The organism is Actinomyces provencensis, assembly GCF_900155435.1.
In the GTDB taxonomy this organism is placed as follows: Bacteria; Actinomycetota; Actinomycetes; order Actinomycetales; family Actinomycetaceae; genus Pauljensenia; species Pauljensenia provencensis.
Genome location: NZ_LT700212.1, coordinates 2,620,862 through 2,641,797 on the forward strand (window position 1 = coordinate 2,620,862; position 20,936 = coordinate 2,641,797).

12 protein-coding genes and 1 pseudogene are annotated in these 20,936 nt (G+C 69.2%); 1 reads left to right on the forward strand and 12 read right to left on the reverse strand.

The features are described 5' to 3' along the window. The 12 genes and pseudogenes from BQ9890_RS11470 to dnaB form a co-directional block, all read right to left on the reverse strand. The gene (locus BQ9890_RS11470; protein ID WP_078062411.1) at positions 1-1,845 is read right to left on the reverse strand and encodes an FHA domain-containing protein; all 1,845 of its coding nucleotides are present in this window, start codon (positions 1,843-1,845) and stop codon (positions 1-3) included. Continuing rightward, positions 1,842-2,810 carry a PP2C family protein-serine/threonine phosphatase gene (locus tag BQ9890_RS11475; RefSeq protein WP_075891639.1) on the reverse strand — a complete coding sequence of 323 codons (969 nt, stop codon included), beginning with the start codon at positions 2,808-2,810 and terminating at the stop codon, positions 1,842-1,844. Before BQ9890_RS11475 ends, BQ9890_RS11470 begins: the two co-directional genes overlap by 4 nt. Then, complete coding sequence (locus BQ9890_RS11480; RefSeq protein WP_075891642.1) at positions 2,803-4,197, reverse strand: RDD family protein; 1,395 nt, start codon at positions 4,195-4,197, stop codon at positions 2,803-2,805. Before BQ9890_RS11480 ends, BQ9890_RS11475 begins: the two co-directional genes overlap by 8 nt. Further along, the gene (locus BQ9890_RS11485; protein ID WP_143226326.1) at positions 4,190-6,724 is read right to left on the reverse strand and encodes a transglutaminase TgpA family protein; all 2,535 of its coding nucleotides are present in this window, start codon (positions 6,722-6,724) and stop codon (positions 4,190-4,192) included. Before BQ9890_RS11485 ends, BQ9890_RS11480 begins: the two co-directional genes overlap by 8 nt. Next, positions 6,721-7,956: a DUF58 domain-containing protein gene (locus BQ9890_RS11490; RefSeq protein ID WP_230297917.1), complete on the reverse strand. Its 1,236-nt coding sequence runs from the start codon at positions 7,954-7,956 to the stop codon at positions 6,721-6,723. Before BQ9890_RS11490 ends, BQ9890_RS11485 begins: the two co-directional genes overlap by 4 nt. An 83-nt stretch (positions 7,957-8,039) precedes the next feature. Continuing rightward, positions 8,040-9,005, reverse strand: coding sequence for an AAA family ATPase (locus tag BQ9890_RS11495; RefSeq protein ID WP_075891647.1), 966 nt, complete (start codon positions 9,003-9,005; stop codon positions 8,040-8,042). Positions 9,006-9,023: 18 nt separating this feature from the next. Beyond that, a complete protein-coding gene (locus tag BQ9890_RS11500; protein WP_143226327.1) occupies positions 9,024-12,560 on the reverse strand; it encodes an Ig-like domain-containing protein in 3,537 nt (1,178 codons plus the stop codon). Positions 12,561-12,822: 262 nt separating this feature from the next. Continuing rightward, positions 12,823-15,093 (reverse strand): annotated as a pseudogene (locus BQ9890_RS16730) (Ig-like domain-containing protein); the annotation flags it as partial. Between the two features lie 351 nt (positions 15,094-15,444). Beyond that, positions 15,445-16,455 carry a hypothetical protein gene (locus BQ9890_RS11505; RefSeq protein WP_143226328.1) on the reverse strand — a complete coding sequence of 337 codons (1,011 nt, stop codon included), beginning with the start codon at positions 16,453-16,455 and terminating at the stop codon, positions 15,445-15,447. A gap of 38 nt (positions 16,456-16,493) precedes the next feature. Beyond that, a complete protein-coding gene (locus BQ9890_RS11510; RefSeq protein ID WP_075891653.1) occupies positions 16,494-16,814 on the reverse strand; it encodes a hypothetical protein in 321 nt (106 codons plus the stop codon). Beyond that, on the reverse strand, positions 16,811-17,221 hold the full coding sequence (locus tag BQ9890_RS11515) for a hypothetical protein (protein WP_075891655.1): 411 nt from the start codon (positions 17,219-17,221) through the stop codon (positions 16,811-16,813). Before BQ9890_RS11515 ends, BQ9890_RS11510 begins: the two co-directional genes overlap by 4 nt. Positions 17,222-17,530: 309 nt before the next feature. Continuing rightward, positions 17,531-18,895, reverse strand: coding sequence for a replicative DNA helicase (gene dnaB / locus BQ9890_RS11520; RefSeq protein ID WP_075891657.1), 1,365 nt, complete (start codon positions 18,893-18,895; stop codon positions 17,531-17,533). Positions 18,896-19,497: 602 nt separating this feature from the next. Here dnaB and BQ9890_RS11525 point away from each other — a divergent pair. Continuing rightward, the gene (locus BQ9890_RS11525) at positions 19,498-20,871 is read left to right on the forward strand and encodes an MATE family efflux transporter (RefSeq protein ID WP_143226330.1); all 1,374 of its coding nucleotides are present in this window, start codon (positions 19,498-19,500) and stop codon (positions 20,869-20,871) included. Positions 20,872-20,936: the final 65 nt, after the last annotated feature.

Below are 20,936 nucleotides of genomic sequence, written 5' to 3' on the forward strand. Positions count from 1 at the left end.
TCAGGCCTCCACCCTCATGGTCACCGAGTCCCCGAGGTCGATGACGTCGCCGGGACGCACGATCAGGGGAGCGGACTCACTGATGCGCACGGGTTCCTGGCCCGTGCGCATCAGGAAGGTCCCGTTGTTGGACCCGAGGTCCCGGACCCGCACGTCCCAGCCGTCGACCCTGACCTCGCAGTGGGTCCGCGAGATCTGTTGGTTGGGACTGGGAACGGGCACCAGATGGGCCTCAGGTCGGCCGGACTGGGAGACGTAGCGGGGGCGACGCCCGATGATGACATCACGGTCCAGGGGGACGGTCTCCCCCGTGGAGATCACCAGGGAACCCAGGTTCGGGCGTGGGATCGTCACGGATCGATCACTCATCCCCTCCCCACAGGTGCGGCACACGGAGGCGTGTGTGGGGTTGGGATGCCCCTCCACGCACAGGATCGCCAGGACCTCGGGGCCCTCGGGCGATCCGTCGACCGTGCTCGCCACGCTGCCGGCGATCTCGCGCGCCCTGGCCCGCAGCTCGTCCAGCCTGGTGGAGCGCACCGTGTGGCCGTCGTGGTCACCCGCGTCGGGCGCCGGGGGCACGGCCCCCGGCGTCGGGACCGCATCGACGAAGAACCCGGTGCCGTCCGCGCCGGACACTGCGCCGCCAGACCCCGCTGACGCGGGCCCACTTCCGCCCACCGTCCCACCTGTCGGGCTCGGGGAAGGTGCCACCGGCACGTCCCCGGCAGCCGGGGAGGGATCGGGGAGTGCTCCCGCACCGACGGAAGGACCGGCTGCCTCGGACGGTCCCGTCCCGGAGGGCGCGTCGGACCGGGGACGGGCTGCCTCGTCCGCATCGTCGTCACGCACGTGACGCACGGCGGCCTCCTCCACCGCGTGGTGGATCGTGTGGTCGGAGAACAGGTCCGAGAAGTCCCCGGACCCGGACATTGCCCCACCGACGTCCCGCGGGCTCGCGGGACCCCGGTCCGGGAGTCCTTCCCCGGCGTCCTGGTGCACCGATTCCGACGACGACCCGACCGGCCTCCCACCGCTGAGTGGCTGCCCGTCCGGTGGCACGTCACCCGGAAGGACACCACCGTGGGCGACGGAGGTCTCCCCGGGCGGAGGGAGCGTGAACGCCACTGCGGACTCCGACCAGGTCACCCCTGCCTCCGTGGGTGTCCCGGGCGCTCGACCTGACCCACCCGGCAGCGGGTCCGCGGTCGTCCCACTGTCCATCCGTGTCGGCGAGCCCTGCTGCGCCTGTGGGTTCCCACCCCCGCCCAGGACCGCGTCACCCCCGGTCGGGTGGACCTCATCCGCGGTCAGCTCCCCGGTCGGCGCGAGGGAGTCCGCCGAGCCCCGCGCCGACACCTCGTCGTGTCCGATGGCGACAGGGGCCCCGGACCCGTCCGCGCCCCAACTCAGCGACTGGACGGGCACGACGCCGTTGATGATCCTCCATGCCGACTCGGAGGTCGTGTCGACGAGATCCTCCGCCGGGCAGGTGACGGACCACCCCTCGACCCGGGGCAGTCGGTGCTCCGACCAGGTGATGACATTGCCACTGCTCAGACTGTGGGCACCCTCGGAGGACCGCACCACCAACCCGAACACCCCACGCACCGCGATGTGGGCGGTACCCCCCTCGTTGATGAGGGCGACGAAAGCGGGAAGCGCTGCCAGGTCCGCGGCGAACGCCGAGGTCAGTGACTGGAGGAGGGCGCCGAGATCCGCGCCCGCATTGAGTTCCTCCCAGAAACCGGCGACGAGGTCCTCCCGCCCGGGTTCGAGCACGATGACGCCCCGGGGAGTGACTGCCGCTGGACACCTCCCTGTGGTCCATGTGCAGTGGGTCATGAGTGCTCCTTCTCCGTGCCGGGCATGTGGGCAGCGAGGCCCGTCTGGCCGGGAACCGTCGTCGTGGGGATCGTGTCGTCATCGGCTGGCATGTCACCCTCTCGCGTGAGGGTGGTTCCCTCCCCGGTGGAGTAGTCCCACGCCGGGGAGGCCTCGACGATGTCGACGACCATGACGGTCACGTTGTCCTTCCCGCCGGCGGTGAGTGCCATGGAGACCAGCTCATCGGCCACCTGCTGGGGATCCGCGACGGCGCGCGACACCATCTCGATGAGCGCGTCCGTGACCTCCCCACTGAGGCCGTCGGAGCACAGCAGGTACCTGTCCCCCGCGAGGGCCGGGACGATGTAGTGGTCAGCGGGGACGACGGGTCCCGACCCCGCCCCGAGCGCTCGCGTGATGACATTGCGTCGTGGGAGGGCCCGCGCCTGCACCTCCGTCACCGAGCCCGCGTCCAGGAGTTCCTGGACCTCGGAATGGTCCGTGGTCACCTGCGAGAACTCCGACCCGGAGAGGAGGTAGGTGCGGGAGTCCCCGATGTTGAAGACGCGGACACAGGGCCTGCCGCGGTGCGTGGAGAAGGCCAGTCCCGTCAGGGTCGAGCCGGGGGCCCCCTGTCCGTCACCCGTTCCCTCGCCCAGTCCGGAGACACGTCGCGCAGCATGGGCGATGGACTCCGAGACCTGGGCTGCGCTGGCGAAGTCGCCCTCGTGGGCCTCCTGCAGGAGCTGGTCGACGACGATCCCGGACGCGAGCGCCCCCTCCCGATGGCCTCCCATGCCGTCGGCGACCACGAAGAACGGGAAGCGCGCCCCGTAGGAGTCCTCGTTGTGCTCGCGACGGCACCCGACATCGGTCCGCACCCCGTGGCGCACGAGGACGTGGGGAGGGGCGCCACCGTCCGGCCCCTCCGGCGGGTCTGCGGTGGGGACACTTCGTGGCAGGGAGGTGGGGGTGTCAACCACCGACGACCACCGACCTGTCCCCGAAGTGGATGGTGGATCCCACGCTGGCCAGCAGTGGTGCCCCGGGGAGCACCGAGGTGATCGCGCCCTCGGGACTCTCCACCCGGGTGCCGTTGGTCGAGTGGAGGTCCTCGACCAGGACCGCACCGGACTGCACCGTGAGAGCGAGGTGGGTCTTGGAGATCGAGCGGGCGGGGTCGTGGAGGGGGATGCGCTCAGCCCCGGAATGGGTGGCATCGGGCGCCGGGTCCCGTCCCACCAGGCCCGTGCCCACGAGGTGGTGCTGGGTGCCGTCGTCGAAGGTCAGTCGGAGGGAACCGACGGGTCGGCGGGCAACGGTGCGTTCGAGGTCCTCCTCCGCAGTGACGACGGGCACGGGAGCCGCGCCGGCGGTCACAGGTGCAGTCCCTGTTGTGGGCTGGGGACCCGGTGCGGCGGCAGGCTCGTCCAGGAGCCAAGCCGGTACCTCGGGCAGTGCCGGGGCGGGCTGTGCAGGACTGGGCGTTCGTGGGGTGGCTGGCACCGCACCCACGGAGGAGGACGAGGGCGGGGCCCAGGGGACCTCGCCGATGAACGCCGTGGCGGCCCCGGCGTCTCCCACCGGTGCGGGTGCCGACGTCGGTGAGGGGCCGTGCAGGGGGAACTCCTGCGGACCGGCGCCGGGAGGAGGGGGAACAGGCGGCATGGACCCACGGCCACCCGGGACGGGCTCGGCTGCGGCCTCCCCGCGTGAGGGGGGCAGAGGTACGGGTGGCATGCTCGTGCCCGCCTGCACCGCAGGAGCATCTCCGACCACGGGGCGGGCGGCATCCCACGGCTGTCGTGCGGGTTGGGGCGGCTCCGGCTCCGTGCCGTCGCGGACGAGGACAGGCGGGACCGACTCCGTGCTGGGATCGCGGCCTTCCGTCGTGCTGATGGAGACGATTCCCGTCGTCCGGTCGAACCAGTGGCGATTCGCCTCGTCCTGACTGGAGAACCAGATCACCAGCGGCGCGATCCCGAAGGAGGCCGAGCTGATGACACCTTCGAGGAACAGTTTCCCGATCGCGTTGGCACCTCCTTGCTCACCGGTGGCGAACTTCACCCAACGGATCCCCGCCAGTGCGAGTCCGGGAGTCTGGCCCTTCGTACCCAACATGACGAGGAGGAACACGACCCAAGCGAGGGGCAGCACCACCACGACCATCGACAGGAAGCCGAACATGGCGTAGTTCCCCGAGTTGACCGCGCCCGCCAGGAGCAACTGGGGGAGCGTGTAGACGGCAGCGTTGAACACGCCGTCCAGCACCTTTGCCTTGATCCTCGGACCGTTCCCCACGGCGACGACCCCGCCCAGGTGGGCGGGGACTGTGAGAGGTCCCTTGTCCTGCACCTTCATCTCAGCCATTTCCGCTCCTCACTGGTTCTCGCACCGAGCTCCCGGTGCCCGTGTCCTGCTCCCCTGCCCTGCGCACCGCTGCTTCCGACCTCCTGAGCCGCCACTCCCGCCAACGGTCGCGCCACCGCCGTCTCCTGGCCCGCAGTGAACGGGTGGAGAACGTCCCACGAAGGCGCCGGAGCCTGGGGACCTGTCTCCGCATGGCCGCGATGACCTCGCCGCCCCCCACCCAGGCACGCTCCCCGGTCCCCTCGTCGAGGGTTCCCGCCCCGAAGACGATCCCGTCGAGCTGGGTCGCCAGCTCGAGCGTCCGGGTGCGCGGTTCGTCCCACCTGTGGAAACCCGTGTCCCCGGCAGCCGGGTCCACGACCCCGAGCTGGGTGTCGATGCTGCGCGCCTGGTCGGAGCGGGTGTCCGTGGCGGGGACGAGCACACCGAGGTCCGTCGCCCGGTCCACGACCTCATCCCAGGCGGCAGCGGTACGCACGTCCTGCGGGCCCCGACGCCGACGCCGACGGGCGCGCCGGGCCTTCGCGGACACGATGGCGACGAAGGGGGACACGAGGAGCATCCCGACCCCGGCGATCTCGAGTGCCACCAGCACCGTGTCCCACCACGAACCTTCCGGCTCACGGTCGTCGTCGGGCTGTTCGACGACATCGGGGGGCACTTCTGCAGGCTCCTCGGGAGGGTCGGGTGGCTGCAGCACCTGGGGGCGAGGGTTCGGCTTGGGTTTCGGCACCTGAGTCTGTGGCACCTGGTCCCTGGGGGGTGTGGGGTCGAAGGCCACCCACCCGGCACCGTCGAAGGGCACCTCCACCCAGGCGTGTGTCTCCTTGCCCGTGATCGTGACGTCACCCTGGACGCCCTCGTCGGGGTGGAAGCCCATGACCACCCGGGAGGGGATGCCCAGCGAGCGCAGCATGAGTGCCATGGCGGGTGCGTACTGGTCGTCGTCACCGATCATCTGCTCGTCGGTGAGGAACTTCTCCAGGCGGTCCGCGCGGTGTCCCGGCAGGGAGAGGCCGTCGGTCCCGTCGGAGTAAAAGCCCCCGTCGTGGAGCTTCTGCTGGATGGCCCTCACCTGGCCGATGCCGGCGGTGGCATCGGCCACCATCGTGGAGGCGACCTCGGCGACGGAGGCCGGGACGTTCGTGTCCTCGGGGATTGGGACCTGCATGAAGGCCTTGCCCTCGAGTTCCTGGTCGCTCCACTCCCGTCCCGTCACGACTTCCGCGGTGTAGGAGTCGCCTTCCTGCAGGGACACCGTGGACAGGCCGGTGACCAGGGAGTCGGAGTAGAAGAGGGCCTCCGCGAGTTCGTCCTGCCGGGAGGAGGTGTAGTCCAGGGACCGAGTCGCACCACCGCCGGGCACCCAGTTGCCCGTGTAGCCCGAGATCGTCACCGCCACGTGCGCGGTGGACGCCCCGGCGGCCAGGGGTGTGTCCGTGAACTCCGTGCCGACGTGTCTGAAGCCTGCCTCCGCCGCGTCCCCGGCGATCTTGAAGACGGTCCCGTCATAGGTGTCGAGCGTGGCCAGGCGGATCCTCCCCCCCTCCGGGAGTCCCGAGACCGTGAACTGTTCGGCGTCGGCCTGGTCGGTGTTCAGCGTCCGGAACAGTGAGATCGGGGAGTGGTACTCGCGCAGGTCCAGGGGCGGCTCGACGAGGTCACGCAGGACGGAGCGGTGGCCGCCGTCCACCAGCACCGGGGAGAGGGTGGCCGCACAGAGCGCGCCGAGGAGCACCAGCACTGTCGCGCCGACCAGTCGTCGCGTCCGGGGACGCCGACCTGCTCCCTCGAACTCGACGGTCCCGCGTCCGCCCTCGCGCCGCTGACGTGCAGCGCACGCTCCGGCCCAGACCAGTGCGAGCGCTCCCCAGGCGACCCCGACGGGAAGCGCGAGCGGGGCGGACTGGGAACCCCAGAGGATCCCCAGGAGCAGGAGAACGGCCGCAGGTGCCAGGGCCCACAGTGGTCGACGCGTGCGCACGACCACGGACACCGCGATCGAGGAGCACAGGACGCCGGCGAGGTAGGGCATGACCGCCGGGCCGATGAACGCTCCCGCCGGTGGCTGGACCGTGAGCAGGTCCTTCCACGAGGTCACGATCCCCACCACCAGCAACTGGAGGGTGCGCAGGGTGGGGACGACATGGGTAATGGTCGTGCGCGGCAGTGCCAGTGCACCCCCCAGCGCCAGGTACCCGATCAGTACCGCGACCACCGTCATCGGAGCATGCATGCGCATCCGGGCGGCGAGGAGCGCGGTCCCCGCACCCACGGCCACGCCTCCCAGGGCAGCCACGTATCCCGACAGTCCGCCGAACACCCCTCCGTGGGTCAGTGCCGCCACTGTGAGCAGAGCGATGATGGCACCCAGGTCGAGGTGACGGGGGACGCGGGCGCTGCGTCGCGCCCGGGAACGGGCTCGCCTGCGGGCGGTCTCCTCCAGGGTGCGCTCCTGTCGGGCCTGCTCCGCCCAGCTGGTCGGTGGGGGGGCCGGGGACTCCAATGTGCTGGTCGGCGCACTCATCCCAGGGCCTTTCGCATGGCGAGGGCGAAGTCCTCCAGGGCCGGGACGGTGGCGACAGGGAATCCCCCGACCGTGTGCAGGTCCAGGGGCCTGCCCTCCTCGATCCGGGCTGCAGTGCACACCGTGTTGAGGGGCAGTTGCGCCAGTGCCGCGTGGAGGGAGGCCAGGGAGGTCCCTGAACCGGTGACGAGGACCGCGACGGAGGCCTGGGGGACCTCAGAGCCGGCCTTGCGAGCGAGCTCGGGAAGTCGCTCGGCACCCAGGAGGCGGTCGACGCCGGACAGTGAGTCCATGGCCCGCATCGGTGTCGGTGTCTTGAGTGCCCCCAACTGGGTGATGATCGAGACCTCCTTGGAGTCACGCATGGTGGCCAGGGCAAGGGACGCAGCCGCCGAGACACCCGTCTCGAACTCCTCGTCGTCCATCCAGGCGTCCCGGTCCAGGTCCAGGACCAGCAGCAGATGGGCACGGCGCGTCTCCTCGAACTGGCGGACCATGAGCCGACCGGTGCGCGCGGTGGTCTTCCAGTGGATGTTGCGCCTGTCGTCACCGGCCACGTAGTCCCTCAGGGCATGGAAGGAGACGTCCGCGGAGGAGAGGTCCTGGGTTGTGGCGCCCTCGACATCACGGATGAACCCGATCGCGGAGGCGTTGACGGGGACGGTACGTGGGTGGATGAACAGCTCCGTGGGTTCCGACCAGGTCTGGGTCCGGCGCACGAGCCCCAGGGAGTCCCCACGTACGGCGGTCGCCGGGCCGACCTGCACCACCCCGCGGCGGGTGGTGGCGATGCCGAAGGGTTCCGCGTGCTCCTCCCCGGCGGCGAGGCGGCCGGTTGCGAAGGCAGCGGTCCCCGCCCCGACAGGGAGCTCGACGAGCACGGCGGGCAGGGCGCGGGACGAAGGGTTCGAGACGACCAGCTCACCCAGAGCACGTTCGCCCACGGTCACCCAGGGGCGCTCCAGTGTGAGGGCGACGTGGTGCCCCGACCGTCCCAGGGACCACAGCAGCGACAGCGCCAGGACCACTGCGGACGAGATGCCGACCGCCACCAGTTCCGTCCAGTTGGTGCGCAGACCGACCACCAGGCCCGAGGCCGCCACCACTCCGACTCCCCACCCCAGCGGGGTGACCGCGGCGACCAGAGCCACGAGTCCGGAGAGGAGCGGGACCCGGCGCATCCGGCCCACGACGCGGTGTCCGCCCTCGGCCAGGCGGCGGGCGCGCGCCACGAGGGCGAACCTCAGGCGCGTCAGGCGTCCGAGGTCGCTCCTCCTGTGCCGCTCTGTCGCGACGGAATGGCGGTCCACCGGTCCTAGCCCCTCACCGTGGGCGCCGGAACCCCTGCCAGCGCCGCCTCGACGACGGACTCGCGGGTCGCACCACCGAACTCTGCATCGGGGTCCAGGACCAGACGGTGCGCCCAGACCCGGACCGCCAGGGTGCGCACATCGTCGGGGGTGACGTAGTTGCGGCCCTGGGCCATCGCCCAGACGCGAGCAGCCCGGGTGATGGCGATGGCTCCACGGGTGGAGACTCCGATACGGACCGTCGGGTCGTTCCTGGTGGCCTCGCAGAGCTGTTGGACGTAGTCCGCGATCGCGCGGTCCACGTGGTTGTCGGCGGCCAGGTCCGCCATGTCGGCGACGGCTTTCGTGGAGATGACGGGTGAGAGTGTCCGTGAACGATCGGGGGCGGCCGAGCCGAGGATGATCTCGATACCGGACTCGCGCGAGGGGTAGCCCAGTTCGGTCTTCATGAGGAAGCGGTCCAGCTGGGCCTCGGGGAGCCGATAGGTGCCCGCCTGCTCGACCGGGTTCTGGGTGGCGATGACCATGAATGGACGCCCCGTCTCGTGGCGTACCCCGTCGACGGTCACGCGGGACTCCTCCATGACCTCCAGGAGTGCCGACTGGGTCTTGGGCGAGGCGCGGTTGATCTCGTCCGCCAGGACGATGGAGGCGAACACCGGACCCTTGTGGAACTCCCAGGAGCCGGTGCGCTGGTCGTAGATCGTGACACCCGTGATGTCGGAGGGCAGCAGGTCGGGTGTGAACTGGATGCGGGAGTGGGTGCCCTGCACGGTGGCGGCGATGGCACGGGCGAGCGCCGTCTTGCCCGTTCCCGGGGCATCCTCCAGGAGCAGGTGCCCCTCGGTGAACATGCAGGTCAACGCCAGGCGTATCACGTCCTCCTTGCCCAGGACGGCCTTGCCGACATTGTCGGCGATCCGACCGAAGGTGTCGGCGAACCACTGTGCGTTCTCACTGGTGACGGTCATGGAGGAAACTCCTTCAAGCTACTCAGACTTTGACGAACCGGAATAGAGCCAAGGACCGTACTTCCACGGCTCGATGGAGTACGTCGTGTATCCCTGCTGCAGTGCTCCGCAATCAATCGTGACTGAGCCATTCCCCACACTGAGGGCCGCTGCAACTGACGCATTTTCAGAACCCGGGTGATCGGTGGTTATATCGGCTGCATTCCCATTGGAACTCCAGCACCGGAATCGGGTCACACTTTGCTGATTCCACTGACCCGCGCGAATGTTCTCCCAGTGATAGGTGACTCTTTGCCCGTCTTGCGTCACCCAGACACGCATCTTGGGTGTGTTCGAAACCCCCTGCGCGCAGTTCTGCGCGGTACGCCCGGATTCACTCTGCGTGACCGTTACACAGACCCGCTTGGTCTCGGAGGGCCCCGCACCGATGTCCCTGCTCCCTGACTCGCCGACGCTGCCCGAGGCATCACCGGAGAGAGCGAAGGTGGCTCCTCGTCCATTTCCCGAACCTCCGGACCAGGAGCAGGAGACCTTCTGGTCACCTCCGGTACAGCTGATGCCAGGCGCGACCGGCGGCCCGTAGGGGGTCACTGTCGCCCCGTTGGATGCCGGCGATGTCGCGCCGGACCCGGTCTTGGACCCGACGGCGCGGATCTGGACGGTGGCAGCCTGCCCGTTCGACAGCCCGTTCCCGGAGATCGTGTTGCCGGAGAGCGCCACCCAGGCACCCCCCGCCGACCACTCATAGGAGAGCTCGCCCGGGTTCCACCCCTGGCCGGCGGCGCTCGGCGACCAGGAGATCGTCGCCTGGTTGTCCGCTCCCGTCGCTGTGACGGAGGAGATCGTGGGTGCCAACGGCTGGCCGACCACCCAGGTGCTCGTCGAGGTCGCGGGGGAGGTACGCGCCGCCGCCTTGGGCGCGTCATTGGTGGCCGTCACGGAGAACTGGACCTGGGCGGCGGAGAAGCCGACACCCTCCAGGGAGGTGGAGGTCCCGGAGGCTGCCTGCACCTGCTTCGTGACGCCCCCACCGGTGACCGTGTAGTACTCGATGGCCCGCCCGTTGGTGTCCGAGGGCGGCGCCCAGGAGATGTTCACGGTGGCGACCTGCCCGGTCCCGGTGCCCAGGCTCGCATACTGCGCGCTGACGGAACTGACCGGACCGGGAGCGCCGTAGGGGACGGCTGCAGGCCCGACCTGGGACGTCGGTGAGCTGCCCTTGGCATTGCGGGCCACGACTGTCGCGGTGTACTCGACCCCGTTGGTCAGACCGGAGATCACCTGGGTCTGGGTGCCCGAGCCCTGGGGAGCGAAGGAACGCGGCCCGCCCGGGGAGAGGCTGAGCACGTACTCCTCGATGGCAGACCCCTCGTTGTGCGGCGCGCTCCAGGTCACCGTCACCTCACGATCCCCCGCGGTGAGGGTCGGGGCGCCCGGGGCCTCGGGCTCGATGTCGATCATCGTGGTCGCCTGGTTCGAGGCGTCGGACTCCCCGACCTCGTTGGTGGCCGTCACGGAGAAGGTGTGCTCGACGCCGTTGGTGCGACCGGGCACCAGGCAGGAGGTGACGACCCCGCACTGGACCGAGTCCCCCTGCGTGTGGTCCGTGACCGTGAACCCTGAGATCGTGGCGCCGTTGGCCGCGCCTGCACTCCAGGACACCTGCGCCGTGCCCGGACCGTTGGAGACGACCGAGGCGTTCGTGGGTGCCCCCGGACGGTCGCGTACCGTCGCCGTGATGATGCCCTGGACCTCACGGGTGGGGTCCTTGGTGACGTCCACGACCCGGTAGGTGACGGTGAATGTGCCGCTGAAACCGGCGTCCGCCGTGACGGAGATGCTAGTCCCGGAGGCGCTCGCGCGGCCTCCCGACCCGGCCTGGGGACTCCCGACGAGCGTCACGGGTCCCTTCTCCGGGAATGGGTTCGTGACGTGGGCGGAAATGTCGACAGTGGCCGACTCCGAGGCGTTGAGGACGACTTCCGCCTCCGACGTCTGGACCAGCGGTCGCGAGGAGGCGACCACGGAGATGGGGACCTCCCCCTTCGTCGTCCCGCCCTTCTTGTCATCCACCGTCACGGCCAGCACCCCGGCACTTCCGCGGGCGAGGTCGGCACCCGCGGACACCTTGAGCACGGACCCGGAGACCGACGCGGTGATCCCCGACGGCGCACCCCCCTCGATCCGGTAGGACATCGACCGGGGGTCGTCCTTGTCCGGATCGGTCACCATCGGGGCGAGGTCGACGGACACGGCATCCTCGCCGGCCGCGACCTCGACTGCTGTGGGGGTGAACACCGGGGGCCGGTTCTCCCCCGGTTCCACCTCGATGGGCAGGGTCACGGTGGCCACGACGCCCGCGGAGTCATTGAGGTCCGACCCGTCCGTGACCTCCAGGGTCACCGAGGTCGACCCCGAGAACTCGGGCTTCGAGGTGTAGATCAGGGTCGTGGGGTCCTTGACCAGTTGCCCACCGGCGAATCCGATACCTGCGGACACCTTGTCCTCCGAGGTGATGCGCACACTGCGCCCCGCCCTCGTGACGACGTGGTCGTTGACGGGGATGTCGGTGGCCACGCCCGCCTTCACCTTGATGGGAACGGTGCGCGTGTCCACCTGCGGCCTCGTCACGTCGGTCCCCGGCACGCGGATCACTGCCGAAGCGGCGAGCCCGGTGGGGTCCGTGACGGTGTAGATGAGGACCTGACTGGTCGGCTGGAGTGTGACGGTCACGGTCCCGTCGTGACCTGCCGTCACGCCGGGGTCCGGGGAGGTGATCGTGGCATCGGCGATGTCGCCGTCCGGGTCCTCGTCGTTCCTGAGCACCTGGACCTGGACGCTTGACCCGGTCGCGGCGAGGACGTCAGCGGCACTGACCTCGTCGTCGCGGGCGATGGGCGCCAGGAGCGGCGCATCCCTGCGCACGACGAGCGTCAACAGGCCCTCCGCGGTGCCCCCGGCCCCGTCCGAGATCCCGTAGGAGATGACGTAGCTCCCCTCCGCTCCCGGCGCCGTCACGACCAGGCGCCCGGAGCGGGCCGTGGCCTCCACTCCCGGGTCCTGGGACACGATGCGCTCCGTGTCCAGGGTGATGTCATCGCCGTCGGGATCGATGTCGTTGGACAGGACCGCCACCGACACCTTCGTGCCCGGGCGGACCTGGGCGACGTCGGGGACGGCCACGGGCTTCTGGTTGGCACCCGCACTGGGGGCCACCCCGACACGCACCCGGCCGGTTGCCTGCTTGCCCAGTCGGTCCTCGACGACGTAGGTGAAGGCGTCGGTGCCCGAGGCCTCCTCGGAGGCGGTGTAGGTGAAGGAGGTCCCCTCGACCTCGACCGTGCCGAGTTTGGGGGCAGATCCCAGACCGACCAGGGTCACGGAGTCGCCCTCCGGGTCGATCCCGTCGAGGGGCACGGGGATCGTGACCGACTTCCCGGCGATGGTGCGCGCGGTGATGTCCCGGGGACGCGGGGCGGTGTTGGTGTCCTCGTCCATCGCCACCACGGTGACGCGGACGGTGGCGGAGGCGACGTTGCCCATGGAGTCCCGCACGGTGTAGATGATCTTCCCGGAGCCTGCGCGTTCCCCCCCCGCGCACGCGCACCACGTTGTCCGAGAGGAAGACCGTGGCGAGGTCGGCGCCGATCTCGTGCTTCAGCTCGCTGTCGACGGTGAGCTTGAGTCCACCGGGCGAACGGTCATTGGAGAGCACGGACACCGCGGCCACATCGCCTTGGCGCACGACCAACTCGTCGTCGGTGAGCTCCGGGGGCTCCGTGCCCGTCAACGCGGGGGCGGGAATCACCGTGACGGACGCCTGGGCGGTGTCGAACCCGTTGGAGACAACGTAGGTGAAGGTCTCGGGGGCCGTCAGCCCGCGCGGTGCCGTGATCCTCGCGAGTTGGTGGTTCACGAGGGCGACCACCAGGGAGGACGAGGGTGGCACCGTCACCTGCTGGACGGTGAGCACGCCTCCCGTGGGGTCGGAGTCATTGGCGAGCAGGTCCACGAGGACCTGGCCCCCCTCGGGGAGGACCCCGAGGTCGTCCTCCGCGGTGGGGGGCGCCGAGGCGTCCGCATCGATGACGTCCACCCGGATGACACCAGGTGCTGTCGCGGGACCGTCGGTGACGACGTAGCCGAGGTAATAGGTGCCCGGGTCGCGTCCCTCCACGGTGACGGTGCCCAGGGTGCCGTCCATCTCGGCGGAGATCCCTGCCGGTGCGGTCTCGATCTGGACCAGGCGCAGGGTGTCACCGTTCGCGTCCGTGTCATTGGCCAGGGGTGAGATCGTGGAGGAGGATCCCGCCCTGACGACCAGGTGGTCCGTGTTGGCGACCGGGGGCTCGTTGCCGCTGTCCTTCACCGTGAGTGCGAGTGACCCTTCGCCGACGTCACGACCATCGGAGACGTTGAGGACCACCGAGTCCTTGCCGGCACCGTGACCGAGCTCCGTGAGTTCGACCGTCCCGTTCTCGCGGGACCTCGCCCCGATACCTTCGGGTGCCACGGCACTCTCCAGGTAGAAGGGGTCGCCGTCGGGGTCGTACCAGTTCGCGAGTGCGTTGACCGTCGCGGTGCGCCCCTGCCCCAGGGACACCGCGGGAACGACGGTCTGTACCGGGGCACCATTGACGTCGTCCCCGTGGACGCTCAGGGTGACCCGGGCGCGCGCGGTCCCTCCCCGTCCGTCGGAGACCTCGTACTCGAAGACGGAGGAACCCGTCATCGCGGCGTCCACCGTGATCTGCAGCGCGGCTCCGTCGCGCGCGACCCCGACCGTTCCCAACGAGGGTTGCGAGACGGGTGTGGCCGTCATGAAGTCACCGTCGGCGTCGGAGTCGTTCTGCAGGACGGGCAGGATCGTCGTGCGACCGGCCCTCACCCCGAAGTCGTCGTCCGCCGCGACCGGTGGCGTGTTCTTCTCCGTGCGGTCCGGGAGGAGGATCTCCTGCGTCTCGTCGACGGAGTCCTCGTCGCTCTGGTTCTCACTCTCCAGCTGGGAGTCGATCTGGTCCCAGTTGTCCACTTGCAGCATGTCCAGATCGGGCAACCACAGGCCCCCCGAGTCGATGTCGTTGAGCACGATCACGTCACGGTTGACCCGGAAGACCGCCTGCTCGGCGGTGGTGAGTGAGTCGACCTGCAGGGACACGTCATCCGTGTCCGAGGCGCAGTCGCGCAGGAACGCACCCGTCCCTGCCCATGCCCCATAGGCGCATCCGCGGTGGAATGCCGGCCTGGAGGGGTTGCCCGGCCCACCTTCGGCCGGCACCACCGTGGCCTCTCCACCCTTGAGGGGGACGAGCAGCAACGCTGAGTCGGAAGCGAGGACCACCGAGTCGGACTCCGGCCCCGACTCCTGCAGGGTGAGGTCCTCGCCCTCGAGCACCTGGATCCCTCCCCCGGGGAGGTACACCGTGGAGGTGTTGCGGTCCAGCACCACGGGATCCGACCCGACCGATGCGATCTGGAGCGTGTCGTCCGCACCGACACCCTCCAGATCACTGCTGTCGACGTCGTGCGTGGATCCCTTGGGGACAATGCTGGTGACTCGTCCTGCCTTCGCCGAGACTGCATGGACCGAACCGTCGAGACCCACAGTCGCCAGGGCTCCGGGCATGTCCGTGATGTCCGGGTCGACCTCGTCGGGCAGGAAGCCCGCGTACGAGTCGGCGGGAAGTGCCCAGACCCGCCCCGTGGCACCATCGGACACTGCGACCGTGCCCGCGTCGACCGTGGTGGCCAGACCCGTGAAGTCACCCGGGGCCTGCAGCGCGGTGTTCGCGACGTCGACGGGCGTCAGTGTGGATGCCTCGGCGTCAGCGACGAAGACCTTCTCGCCGTCCTGGAAGACATTGAAGGCCTCGGAGGCCGCGCGCAGCCCGGAATCAAGCTGGCGTGCCGGATAGTTGAGGTGCGCTACCAGACGCAACGCGCCATTCGTGACCCAGACACCGCCGTCGTTGAGATCGACCTCGGTCGTGCGCACACCGGGGCTCACCAGGGCAGCGATGCAGACGGACACGGTCGCCAAGGTGGCGACGGTTCCGCGCATGCGGCGTCTGAGAATCCGGGTGTTCATCCGTGCACACCTTCCTGATGGGAACCTGCGCAGAGCCTGTCGACTCCATGACAGGGAAGGCCATCGGGATTGTTGCACATGTCAACCTCGATGCCTCTGCGTCCGTCACCTCCAGAGACCAGAAATCGGAGGGAAATGGATTGATTTGGGCGACATCTGGTCCGAGTACAACTTGTGAGACGGGAGTCTCAGTTGATGGATCCTCCCCGCCTTCGGACATGACAGGCATCATCCGTGGTGTCGTGAGCCCTTTCCTCGGCAGCCGTCCGGACACCAGCCGGTCCCCCTGTGGACACCGGGACCCACGCCGCAACGCGATCATCGCTCGGTCCCGCCGGTCGCACGCCCTGGTCATCCGCCGTCGGGTTGTCGACTGCTGAGCAGGGTTGCCGTGTCCGCGAGCGGCACGCGCAAGGAGTCGGTCCCACCGATCCCAAAAACACCGACGGCGTAGAAGTAGTCGCCCGGCATGAAGACGAGCGCGTCCAAGCGGTCCGCTGCAATCACCGTGGGCACGCCGTGGATCGTCTCGCAGACCGCCTGCAACTCCCCGAGATAGGGGTCGACGGAGGATGCCGCATTGCAGGCATTCGTTGCAGCGGCTTCTTGATCCGGCGCTGCCCACTGTGTGTCCGCCGCCCACCCGAACATACCCGTTGAACTGTACGACGTGACCTGAACCTGTACATGCTCCGTTGCGATTGTCGAGTAGGCGCACCCCGTCTGGTCATCCCCCGCCGGCTCGACCGTTTCGAAGGTGTATCCACTCGACTGCCACACTTCATTCACCTCTTCGAGCGACAGTAGGCACGCGTCTTCCCAGTTCAGCGACACTTTGCCCTTGATCGAGGCTTCCGTTCCCGGATGCCCGTCAAATGATCCGGTCAGGACGACCAGAGCATCGCCACCAAAGTCCCCTGTCCAGTTCGGATCTCCTGCGGCGAAGGATGCGATCGTGACACTCGTACCGCCTCCGGAGTAGCTCCGGCCGTCCGGAGCTATTGCGTAGCCGGCGTCCGAGAATGCTCCGCCCACGGTGTCCACGAAGCTCTCGTCGTAGTCGGCCCAGAAGACGTAGAACGAGGTGGATCCGACAGAGGACCAGTCAGAAGTGAGGACACACGCCGGCTCTCCCGGCAGTTTGACTGAGATCGACTTCTCTATTGCGGAGACGTCGTCCTCCACGACGTTGTCACCATTGCTCCTGAACCCTTCGAGGGTGCTCTCAGGACATTGCGCGTGTCGATCGACGGCGCTGACGAGCGGATCCCCGGCTGTATGACCGGAGTTGTCAGCTTGACCATCCACTCCCTGAGTGCATGCAGTTAGCGAGAACAACCCGATGGCCAACGTGGCGAACACGGTCGGAGCGCTTCCTCGACGACTCATCGGACAGTTCTTCAGTCCCGGCCAGGGATGGGCGCGGTCGCAGGAGGAACATCGCGGTCGTCAGGGGTGACCACGGCAGGGACACCGGTATGGCCAACTCCGTGGTCGCGTCGTTGCTGCTCGCCGCGCAAGGTCTCGGCGAGTTCGTGTGTGGAGGAGTCCTCCTCGGATTTTGCGAGCAGGCGTGCACCCCCGGCAATGACCAACCCGAGGACCATCACCACGATGGGGCCGACGATGACGTCTGAAGGAGTCGAGTACCAGTAGACCAATCCGATGCCCACAATCACCGCGCCGACGATCTCTGCGACCCGGCGCGCATCCGCACTCATGCCGTCACCGTGTCACGTTCGATGACGGCACTTCGCGCACTCGGGTCAGCCGCAGCGAAGACCTCCTGGAGCGCGTTCATGAACCGGCGGTACTCTCCGTAGCCTTCGATGGTCTTGGGACCCACGGGGATGAAGTAGAGGTAGGTCATCTGGCTCGTCTTGTAGTCCAACAGACTCGTCGTCAGGCGGGTGCGGTTTTCGAACTGAGTGGCCGTGACGTCGAAGTGCAGCAATGGGAAGCCGAAGGCGTTCTTGAGGACGACGACGATGCGCTTCCCGTCCTGCTCATCCAGGACGAGGCCCTTCCTGGTCGCGAGCGTCTGTCGCACCAGTTCCAGCGCTCTGTCCTGGCTCAGCGCTGTGTCGATCTCAATGTGGGACCTGTGGTACTTGTGTTCTTTCGCCATGGTCGGCTCTCTCTGTGAGGATGGACGAACCGAGGATCCTGCCGAACCGGAACCATGACAGACCCTCGGGTCGACTCGAGCCTAGGTCTGGCTCGCTGCCCGAAACGAGTGCAAGAATTCGTACACCCTGTCCACCCTGATTCGTTCCTTTGGGTGGAAGGATCAGAGGTACCCGTCTCCCTGCTCTGCTCGCACCTCGTCCGATGACGATGCGGCGGGACTCCCCGGATTGCGCACGTTCACAGACACGCGGTCACCCCGACACCCCCACACCCCAGGCCGACTCACCCGTCGCCCGACCCATCTCGCTCACGACGCCTGGGCCACACCCCCGGGCTCGTCGCGGTTCGTGTAGTTCGCGAAGCGGGCCATGTGCCCCTGGAAGAGGGTCTTGATGGTGGCGGTCTCACCGTTGCGGTGCTTGGCCACGATGATGTCGGCCTCGCCGGGGCGTTCCTCGGAGTTGTAGTACTCGGGGCGGTGCAGCAGCATGATGACGTCGGCGTCCTGCTCCAACGACCCGGACTCACGCAGGTCGGCCATCATCGGCTTCTTGTCGGTACGGGACTCGGGACCACGGTTCAGCTGGGCCACGGCCACCACCGGCACCTCGATCTCCTTCGCCAGCAGCTTGAGCTGACGGGAGAACTCCGAGACCTCCTGCTGGCGTGACTCCACCTGGCGTCCGGACGTCATCAGCTGCAGGTAGTCGACCACCACCAGCCCCAGGTCGTGCTGCTGCTTGAGGCGGCGGCACTTGGCGCGGATCTCGGTCATCGCCATGTTCGGGGAGTCGTCGATGAACAGGGGCGCCTCGGACACGCGCGAGGTCGTCTCGGAGACCTTGCGCCAGTCCTGGCTGGTCATGTCACCGGCACGCATCTTGGACAGGAACACCCCCGACTCCGCGGAGAGCAGGCGCATGGCGATCTCGGAGCGCGACATCTCGAGGGAGAAGATCACGGCGGTCGTGGAGTTGTGGATGGCCGCGGAGCGGCAGAAGTCCAACGCCAGGGTCGACTTGCCCATGGCGGGGCGCGCCGCGACGATGATCATCTGTCCGGGGTGCATCCCCTGGGTGAGGCGGTCTAGGTCCGCGAACCCGGTGGGCACGCCGTGGAGCTTGTCCTTGTTGCGTTCGATCTCCTCGAGCTCGTCGAGGATCCCCTCGGAGATCTCACTCATGGGCACGTAGTCGACCGTGGCGCGTCGCTCGGCCACCGCGTAGATCTCCTGGGAGGCCTGGTCGACGATCTGGTCGACATCACCGCCGGAGTCCGCGTAGCCCAGCTGCACGATGCGCGTGCCCGCCGAGACCAGCCGGCGCAGCAGGGAGCGCTCACGCACGATGCGCGCGTAGTACCCGGCATTGGCCGCGGTGGGCACCGAGGCGATGAGGGAGTGCAGGTAGGCGGCCCCGCCCACCCGCTGGAGTTCACCCTGGCGTTGCAGTTCACCCGCCACGGTCACGGCGTCCGCGGGTTCGCCGCGGCCCGAGAGGTCGACGATGACGTCGTGGATGGTCTCGTGGGCGGGCCGGTAGTAGTCCGCCCCGCGGATCTCCTCGGTGACGTCGTTGATGGCCTCGCGTGACAGCATCATCGACCCGAGCACGGACATCTCGGCCTCGATGTCCTGGGGCGGGGTGCGGTCGTAGTCGGGGTCCGGGGCCATCGGTTCGTGTCCTCCTCGGGTCGATGGGTCTGCGGGTCGCGTGGCACGGGCGCCGGGGTGGCGCCCCGTGGTCCGTCCCCATTGACGAGGGCGGCCCGCACTGCGCTGCCGGAGGGGTCCCCACCGCGGGTACCGATCCGTTCGCGCACACGTGAGCGTAGACGCTCCCATGCGCATCTCCGCCACCCTCGATGTGGACTGCATGTGGACAAGGTGTGGATGGAACGGCGCGTCGTGCACAATGCCTGTGGACAGGGGTGGGGACGCCCGGACCACCGGGAATGCACCGGAACGTCGGGAACCGCGGAATCCCGCCGCGGCGGTCAGGGTAGTTGTCCACAGACCTGTCAACAGAGTGTGGACAAAGAGTTGGGGACGGATCAGTGGACGACACGCGGGATGTGGACGGCAACCCTCAGGTGTCGCCTGAGGGTCTGCGGGGTGAACACGGAGCGCAGGTCCGGGGTCATGCGGGGACCTCCCCGGAGGCCCCCGCGCAGACCCCTCCGGCCCGGGACCACGCACCCTCCGACCACGGCCCGTCCACCGACCCGACCGGCAGCTCGTCCGGCAGTTCGTCCAGGGATCCGGCGCCCTCGCCGGTGCGTGCACGCACCCTCACCGGCCAGATCCTCGGCCTCGCCGTCCCGGCCCTCGGCGCCCTGGTCGCCGAGCCCCTCTTCGTCCTCATCGACTCCGCCATGGTCGGCCACCTCGGCACCGCGGAGCTCGCCGGCCTGGCGCTGGCCTCCACGGTCCTGCAGACCGTCGTCGGTGTCTTCGTCTTCCTCGCATACTCCACCACCGCCCTGGCGGCGCGGGCACTGGGCGCCGGACACCCCGACCGGGCCGTGCGCTCGGGCATCGAGGCGATGTGGCTGGCGGCGGGGTTGGGGATCCTGGCTGCCGCGTCCCTGATGATCGGGGGTCCCGCCCTCGTCGATGCCCTCGGGGCACGACCCGAGGTCGCCCCCCACGCCGTGGCCTACCTGCGCACCTCCGCGCCGGGACTGGTCGGCATGTTCGTGGTGCTCGCCGCCACCGGCACGCTGCGCGGGCTGCTGGACACCCGCACGCCCCTGGTGGTGGCCGCCGGTGGGGCGGCGTTCAACGTCGTCGCCAATGCGGTGCTGATCTACGGCGCAGGTCTCGGCATCGCCGGGTCGGGTGCGGGGACCGCGGTGGCGCAGACTCTGATGGCCGTGGCCCTGGTGTGGGTGGTCGTGCGCGGGGCCCGTCACCTCGGTGTCCCACTGCGCCCCTCGGCAGGCGGGGTGTGGGGGGCAGCGCTGGACGGCGCGCCCCTGCTGGTGCGCACCATCGCCCTGCGCGTGGCGCTCCTGGCGACGCTCGTCGTGGCCACGGCCGCGGGCACCCAGGCCCTCGCCGCCCACCAGGTCGTCAACTCGGTGTGGAGCCTGACCGGCTTCGTCCTGGATGCCCTGGCGATCGCCGCCCAGGCCCTGGTCGGCTACGCCCTGGGGGCGGGGGACGTCGGCCGGCTTCGCGAACTGCTGCGCCGTCTGGCCTGGTGGGGACTGGGCAGTGGGGTGGTGCTCGGAGGGGTGATCGCGGTGGCCTCCCCCTGGATCCCCCTGCTCTTCGGCACCGACCCCGGCATGCGCCGCATCGCCACCGCCGCCCTGCTCACGGCCGCGGTCTCCATGCCACTGGCGGGGCTCGTCTTCCTTCTGGACGGCGTGCTCATCGGCGCCTCCCAGGGGCGCTACCTCGCCGTGGCGGGGCTGGTGACCCTGGCCGTGTACCTGCCGGGCCTGTGGGTCCTGCTGCACTGGGTGCAGGCAGCGGGGGTCCTGGACGTGGGCGGTCAGGCGCGGGCCATGGTGTGGCTGTGGGCGTGCTTCGGGGGGCTGTTCCTGGCCAGTCGAGGGGCGTGCAACGCCTGGCGGACCTGGTGGTCCCCGCGGCACGCGCTGGTTCCGCGCGCCGGTCGGAGTTCCACGGCCGCCCGGTGACGGCTGGACCCATCCACCCACCCCACCGCCCCCTCCATCCGCTCCCTCCGACTGCCACTCCCGCG